The sequence below is a fragment of the uncultured Gimesia sp. genome, assembly GCF_937910335.1.
Classification (GTDB): Bacteria; Planctomycetota; Planctomycetia; order Planctomycetales; family Planctomycetaceae; genus Gimesia.
This window is the reverse complement of sequence record NZ_CALEMX010000355.1, coordinates 1-7,006: the sequence shown is the minus strand read 5'-3', so window position 1 is coordinate 7,006 and position 7,006 is coordinate 1. Positions and strand designations below refer to the sequence as shown.

At 47.4% G+C, this 7,006-nt stretch carries 2 protein-coding genes and 1 pseudogene; all 3 read right to left on the bottom strand.

The annotated features are described in order from the left end of the window. A partial coding sequence (locus Q0668_RS14305) for a PVC-type heme-binding CxxCH protein (RefSeq protein WP_298865847.1) occupies positions 1–3,910 on the bottom strand: 3,910 nt, incomplete at its 3' end. Between the two features lie 16 nt (positions 3,911–3,926). Further along, entirely contained in the window at positions 3,927–6,329 is a 2,403-nt protein-coding gene (locus tag Q0668_RS14300) for a Gfo/Idh/MocA family oxidoreductase (RefSeq protein WP_298865846.1), read from the bottom strand. A gap of 138 nt (positions 6,330–6,467) precedes the next feature. After that, positions 6,468–7,006, bottom strand: a pseudogene (locus tag Q0668_RS14295) (amidohydrolase); the annotation flags it as partial.

Below are 7,006 nucleotides of genomic sequence, written 5' to 3'. Positions count from 1 at the left end.
TCACTTCGCGGTTTGGATCGAGTATGTTCAACAACACTGCCGCCTTGCCACGATCTCGGATGGCCTTTAGATCAGCTCCCACAGCAGTGCCGACTCCTTCCAGACGATGACAGGCAGAACAAACTTTTTTAAACAAATGCTTACCTTGGGCAGGATCACCGTGCAATTTGAGCGATGATTGATACTGTTGAACGATCTCATTACGACGTTCTAGTGAAGTATTGGCAAACAGCTTCTGAATGCGACTCGCCAAAATTTTGTCTGGATGCCGTTTGAGTAATTCGACACGCGCAGGATCGAGATCTCCCCGTCCAACCTGCTCTTTCTCAATGGCATCGAGAAATGCAGTACTCCATGCTGATCGAGAAAATAGAGTTTCGGATGCCTTAGCTCGTAACGCCGGAGTCAACTTTGACCATCGTTCAATGAGCAACTCCGGGATGCCAACATCTTTATATTGTGCAAGTGCTTGAATGGTGGCAGCCTGTACCGGATGATCCTGTTGTGGCTCGAGCAACAAAGATAACACATCTTTTACTTCGCTGTATTGAAAAAAAACAAGCCTTTGAATTGCTTCAACACGTTGAACTAACTTCTGTTTTTCATTCAGAGCATCTTCACTTGCTGCATCTAAAATACGATTCAGAATCGCTTTTAGCTTACTGTGATTTCTAGCGAGAAGTTGACGCCGTGCCTTAACTGATTGCTGTCTCAGCATTGCAAGTACGATGGTCTCTTCTAATTCTTTCTCTTCACCTTTCCATTTACCGAGGCTATCCAGGACAACAGCAATTTCCTGCTGGCGATTGGCAGCTCCAATCTGGCGCGTTAATGCACTGAGAAATCGACGCCCGTATTTCGTTTTACGAAAGTCTTCATTGTCAGCGAGTCTTTGATACAGTTCTCCTGCCCCCTCTGAAAGCGAACTCAACAGGGCCAGTTGCATCCATTGATTCATTCCATCCCGGAGGACGATTTGCGACAGGGCTTGATTACGTTCTGGAGACGTTTTTAACTCTCCCAGTGAGAATGCAAGCTGATACCGCACATTGAGATCTGAATCGTCCGTTAATTCGATCAACTTGACTTGCAATGCTGAAGACGCGTCAAGCCGATCTTCAGCTAGCCGAATCGCATGAATACGGACGTTGGCAACATTATCGTCCATGGCCCTGAGGAGAGTCTGATCATCCAACGCGTTAAGTCCATCAAGCGTATACATTGCGGTCATGCGAGCGACGGAGAAGTCAGATTCCGCAGCCAGTTTTTTCAGCGGTTCGACCGCGGCCTGGTCCTGTCGTTCGTATAACAGCCTGGATGCGGTATCACGATGCCAGCCGTTGAGATGCTCCAGCAACCCGACTAATTCTATGGATGTTGCCTCACTAAATTTGGGAAGGACTTGTTGTTTGAATTCATCGGGCACAATTCGGTAAATTCGCCCACGATTATCACCACCGTTCACTTTAAGATTTTGTAATAGTTCCGGTGGAAGAAACATGGCCCCTTCGATCAAATCGCGGTTCATATCAATAACATACAGATTACCATCAGGTCCGTTGGCAAATTGAACTGGACGAAATCTGGTATCAGTCGAAGCGAGAAACTCAGACTTTGGATCAGCACGCCTTGCGATCAGCCCCACTCCGTTTAGCTCCAGCTGTGCACGAAAGACCAAATTGTTTGCTGGCTCACCCACAAAGACACTGCCACGATACTTCGCAGGCCAGGCATCGCCGCGATAGATCGTCACCCCAGTCGCTGCAGTAAAGAAACCGGATGATTTACCACCTTCATTACTGCCTCGCATTTTACCCGCAGATCGTAAACGCGTTCGCTCTTGACGCCAGAACTCCTCCGGACTGATGCGAAATAACTGCGTATGCTTACCACCCTCGCTGATCTCGACGGCTGGAGCCGGTGCTTTCAGATAGGGGTTTCGTGCCAGATAGCGATCATCATACATTAACATTTTTACTGGCGAACTGTTCGTACAGAGAAATTCGCGACCCCAATCATCTATGGCCAGACCATGTTGTCCTCCACCGCTGGAGAGATCAAATTGTAAAGTGCGCGGGTCAAACAGGAAATTTCTATTCCCAATGGATCGTGCTTGCGATTTCTTATCCATCACGGCCCGAACGTTGGCACCCGAATAACTGGTGCAGGCATGAAACCGATTATCTAATCCCCAAAGAAATGTATTTAATGATGGGTCGGTTCGATTTTCCAACCGACGAAATCCGGTAAATACCACTCGCTTTTGATCAGCCTTGCCATCGCCGTTTGTATCTTTACAAAACAATACGTCCGGAGCCGCTGCCACAAACAGACCACCGTTATAACAGGCAACAGCAGAGGGCGCCTTCAACCCCGAGACATACACGGTGCTCTTATCAAATCGACCGTCACCGTCAGTATCTTCCAGCAGACGAATATTACCATTGATTTCCCGTTTGTCTTTGGAAAACTGTTGGTTATATTCCGGATATTCAACAACAAACATCCGTCCGAATTCATCAAAAGCCATGGCCACTGGATCACGTAACAAGGGCTCTGCCGCCACTAATTCGACATGAAAACCTGATGCAACTTTGAATGTCGCCAACGCATCGGTGAGACTGGTCTGCTGCGATTTGCTCTGTTTCTCATTCTGATTTGAATCAGTGGGAACAGGAATCGCAATCATATCCATATTGACCACAGAACCCGCAAACGGACTGGGTCCCGCCAGAAAACCGGAAGCAGCCGGTGGACGTTTCGGATCATAAATTTTCCGACGCTCTTCACCTAATGCTTTAATTGCTTCGCTATTACCCATGAAATAGGTCGCTTTAGCAAGATGATTTTTGTCGCTGCCCGATTTCTTGAGTACTTCTTGCAACTGTTCGAAGACAATGCTCACCTGCTTATCCGCGCTGTCCCCTGCCTTACCGGAAATTCCTGAAATGTAAATTCGTCGATCCGAATTGATTCGTGTTGCTCGACTGAATACGGGAGATACTTTCAGTTCCGGAACGTTAAAGAATTCGACTCCAGAGCGTCGAGGTTGTATAGTCGGCTTTCGACCGGCGGCAATGAATTCAATTTCCGGTGTGCGTTTATTTCCCCAGGGAGTGTAAACAACCGGCGGTACAGTTTTGCTGTCTTTGAATAAACTGGTAATGGATGCTGCGACAACATCACGTTCGGTTTCTGGTTTGAGAAAAACACGAATCCGTACAACTCCATCCAGGTCACCCCCCAGTCGCTTTAACAGTTTTTGTTGAAACGCTAACGTTCCATCGACGGCGGTTGCCAGTTCTGCTTTGCCACGATGAACCCAGCCAGACAGGTAAACTGTCTCTCCCCAGGGAAGTAAAGCGACGTGCGATTGCCCCTGCTGATGGAATACATCGGGATGCGTCAATATCTGAACCGTGTCTTTGGACTTCCACGATGAGACAGCCACAGCGTCAACAGCAACAAGTGCTTTCGGATGCGGCAGGTCACCTGCAATAAACGTTGTTGCCGGAAGAGTTTTGCCCTTAAACAAAGTGACCAGTTCGTGTTGAACTTTTGGCAGATCGAGTCGATTTTTGACACAGATATTAATTTGAATGACCTGATCTAAACCACTTCCTGAAATGTCTAGAATTCTTTTGAGATCACTGCCAAGATGAACCAGCTGTTTACTGGCATCACTCTCGCCGACAATTTGACCCGTCTTGTCGAGAGGAAGGAGGAGTGAAGTATGGGCGAGTGTACTTTGCGAGACAACGACTGCTGCTGACGATCCGGTGGAACTATCAGGATCTATCATCTTAATTGGCGCGCCATCTGCGAAACTCGGCTGAATCAAATTCAAACCGAGCAACAACATCAGCGACCAGCCTTGTATCACGAAATGATTCATCAGTTGATTATACAAATTTCTCTCCAAGCTGTTAGTTCTTCTGTTTGCCAGGAAGCAGTACACGTTTCAAGGCTGCAGTGATACGTTCTTCAGCGCCTGGTGCAACCCACAACCAGTAATGTCCGTCAAAGTTATCCTTAAAAGCAGCCTGAGTCGGAAGGTATCCGGGCCAGCATTCTCCATACCCGATCGACATCACAAAAGAATCGGGACGCAATTTCTGCGCAAAAATCTGGTATCCTACAAATGACTCCCCTGGAAAAAGTACAATCTGTGCTGCTCCAAAGTCAATGCATGGCATATCGATAGCACAACCTGCCTGTAAGCGTTTCAGTGTGCTAAGCCCCATTGCGGCATGCACGCGGTCTCTTTGAGTTGCCGATTTGTTATTCAGTACGCGCCGCATTGCTGTTTCTGTGTATTCATCAGTTTTGCGAAATTCAAGTTCAAGGGACGTTGATCGAAACGTAATTTGTTCAATCGGAACCCGCCTGGTCGATTCCCAAGATACTTTCATTGCATCATAAAGACGTTTTGCCAGTACAGGACGATTTTCAGGAGATGCATCGTTATATTTGCCCGCCGTTACATCTCCACTACACCCTGAAACATACATCTGAAGAATGGAAAGATCATCTCTTCGTCGGAATTCGCGCGCCATACCAACGAAGTCAGAACTAACTACCCCCCGCCCATAGTGACTCATCGGATGTGTGGCATAAGCACTTATCACTGCGATCGGTTGGTTACCATCCCAGAAACTGATCGCCTTGAGCCAGGGATCGATCAAACCTTCAGGTGCTTCGCGATTGATGCGATCGGAAGAACCGTTGCTTCCTCGTCTGAAAGTGACTTTACCATTATCAAGAACCACACGTCGATTCGAAGCAATGCGATCCACCTTACTTTGGCCCAGTCCGAGGTGCGTGATGGATCGACGTTGAGTCAGACTGTCTCGTAAACTCGCAGCAATGTGTTTTCCTGTCGCTTTAAAGAATCCCACGTCACACATGACACCTGCCATATCAACTTCGTCCAGTATTTTCTGTGCCCCAATATCGGGCAAAGGTGCATCATGCTGATGCACAGCACATAGCACCACTCGCTCGGGTGTTGTTCCGGCTGCAGTTGCCAGAACTTCCCGCCAGTGATCGTATGCGTCGTTGCGAATCTCACACCAGTCGACAGCAACTATAACAATGGGCCGTCCAGCACCCAGTAGTGTGATACCATGGGCATATAGAGGATCACCGATTGATTTTGCAATACCCTGCCTCCGTGCGAGCAATGGATGTCCCAATGGGCAGGTCACATCGACGCGAAACGTAGCGATCTCATACGGAGTTTTTGTTTTTGTACTGGTGATGAGTTTTTTTGCTACCTTAGTTGCTTGTTTCAGTACGCTGTCAATTGTCACAGGTACGCCCCCAAGGCGTTTACTTTCTTCAGCAGCCTCCATAAAAGCAAATATTTCGACTGTTTTCTCGGGCGAAACAGGCGGCTTCCCGGTTTTGAAGAAACGTGCTATTTCCTGCATCAGTCCATCTTTGTCACCTCCCACTGCGTGATACATAGTACGTTTTTCACCAAATACAGTAGCACCAAAGCCCGGGCGTCCCCCTTCATCACGAATTCCTCTGAAAGTACCGACTCGACCATCTTTCCAGACTCCTGTTACCTGTTCGAAGGCAGGCGTTTGTCTAGCGGATACTGAAACGCAACCTGATCCCATTATGGTAAAGAGCATTTCATTTCCATGCACGCCATACCAGAACAAGTCCGGATGATTCGGTACCGATTTCGACGTACCATAAACATCACATCCTATAATCTTTCCCAATTTCTTCGCATCCATGAGTGCTAGCAGGTCGCGACTATACCGTTTCGATGAACAGGAAAAGAAAGGGACGCCATGTTTTCGACTGAGTTGCTGGATGGCAACAGCATCGGTGAGTGAAGCCGTAAACGGTTTGTCAATAAAGACAGGTTTACCCGCTTCAAAAACCTGCTTCACCTGTTCGAGATGTTGACTCCCATCAACACTCTCCAACATAACAACGTCAACTTTTTTCAGAAGATCCGGAATCGAACTGGATATTTCAATGCCCATTTTTCGAATCTGGTCTGTAAACCCCGCCACTCGATCACGGCTCAATGGAAACGATGGGCTACCTCCCGGAAATGCAGCCACGATGCGGATATCAGCCAGATCACCCTGTGCTTGCGGATCGTTGATCATTTTCGTGAATGAAATCACATGTGATGTATCGAGTCCAATCATCCCGACGCGGATCACCTTGTCTTTCGCGTCAGTATTGAGAGCCGGAATGGCCAGGATCAAGAACATAGAAAAGAAAGTCACACACCAACTTTTCAAATGCAGACAGTAAATATCTTTTGACAGCCCATATAACTTGTCTCTTGAGAAAGTCATGACATTCTCCACACTCACTACGATTGATTCAACGCAGGCTCACACCACAGAAACCGAACTTGCCCCACAGAATGACCATTCTCGATTTATTATCGTCGCTTATTATTCTCAACAAAATAATTCAACACGTGTGCTGAGCTATGTTGTTCCATTTAAAGCGCGTTCGGCGTTATTATAAAAGATGTCTTGTAATGCATCTTGATCCTTAACCATACGGTGCAAGAATTGCTGCAGGCGAGTGCTGTAACACATCCCTTTAAAATTGGCACCACGACCATCATAACAAGGACAGTCGCTCCCAAAGAGCAACTGTTTTCGATGTCGCTGAAGAAAACCATCGCTGAATTCTTCATCGCGTGAGATGGCAGTGAAACCGCTACCCGCTGACATATCCGCATACAGATTGGGATACTCGCCCAATAGATGATCCAGCAGCCCACCAGGTTTGACTGGCCCCGTGGGATAGAGTGTCTTTTCGGGTGACGGAACATCAGCGCTGATGTGAGACCAGAAAGATTGTGCATGCCCGATAATGCGCACGCGTTGATACTTCTTTAAATAAGTCTCGAGATGCTGTTCAATCCCCTGATTAAAACCGGTTTTATTGTCCTGGAAGTGAATGGTGATCGGCCAATTAAATTCGTCGCATAGCGCAATAACAGCTTCCACTCGACGGT